This is a genomic window from Phocaeicola sp. RTP21198st1_B8_RTP21198_201120 (assembly GCF_040929485.1).
GTDB classification, from domain to species: domain Bacteria; phylum Bacteroidota; class Bacteroidia; order Bacteroidales; family Bacteroidaceae; genus Phocaeicola; species Phocaeicola dorei.
This window is the reverse complement of record NZ_JBCOCI010000533.1, coordinates 1-1,064: the sequence shown is the minus strand read 5'-3', so window position 1 is coordinate 1,064 and position 1,064 is coordinate 1. Positions and strand designations below refer to the sequence as shown.

General features: G+C 46.1%; 1 protein-coding gene. It reads left to right on the top strand.

Features of this window, described 5'->3' with window-relative positions; genetic code table 11:
• On the top strand, nt 1–901 hold a 901-nt coding region (locus AB5935_RS27860), incomplete at its 5' end, for a SusF/SusE family outer membrane protein (protein ID WP_368328085.1).
• Nucleotides 902–1,064: the final 163 nt, after the last annotated feature.

Here is a 1,064-nt window from a genome sequence, read left to right as displayed (position 1 = left end):
ATCCCTGCCGTCGTACAACCGCGATGCTACTGCCGGAGAAGGATTCAAACTGACCTATCGTACATCGGGTGACCAACCGGACGAACAGTTCACAATCAGTAAAGAAGCAACTTATATCGTAAAAGCAAACCTGCTCGACTTGACGTTGACACTTACCGAAACAGAAGATATTGGCTGGAGATATGAAGAATTTTTCATTGTCGGTTCGTTTACGGGTAACAATGGTTGGGGATTTGAAGCACTGTCTAAAGATGCTGTCCAAATGGATCTGTTCCATTATGGAGCCGTGATTCCCTGGAAGGCGGACGGAGAATTTAAATTCGCTTCTGTGACAGATTTCGGTCAGGCGGATGCTTTCTTCCATCCTACTGTGGCTAATGCTCCGTACACTTCGACATCAGTAGTGCTTGGAGGTGACGATAATAAATGGCAGATGAAGGAAGCCGAATGTGGCAAACCTTATAAAGTATGGTTCTACACAGGAAAGGGAAAAGAAAAGATGCTGATGCGTCCGTTCACTCCTTACGAAGGGCTGTATCTGGTGGGTGAGGCAACTCCAAACGGATGGGATTTAGGCAATGCTACTCCGATGACGAAGAGTGCCGACAGTCCTTACATCTTTACCTGGAGCGGCACACTGAAAACAGGTGAGATGAAGATATCCTGCGATAAACAGTCAGACTGGAACGGGGATTGGTTTATGGCGGATAAGAGCAACAAGGCTCCGACGGGAGAAGTAGAGACGGCATTGTTTGTTGCTAAGTCGGATGCGGAGTTGAGCAGTATGTATCCGGATGCAGATTTGGGTAGTTTGGATAATAAGTGGAATATTCAGGAAGCCGGTTCTTATCGGATTACGATTGACCAGTTGAAAGAGACGATTTCGATTGTGAAACAATAAAACAAGAATTCAAGATGAAGAAAATAATATATTGGGTGGCTGCTTTTCTGTGTATGGCTTGCAGTGACGATCATGGGTCGAATCAGGAGAATGGAGGAGCTTCGGGCAGTGTTACCGAAGTGACTCCGGTAACATCGGATTTAAGTGTGGACCTGTCTACGGA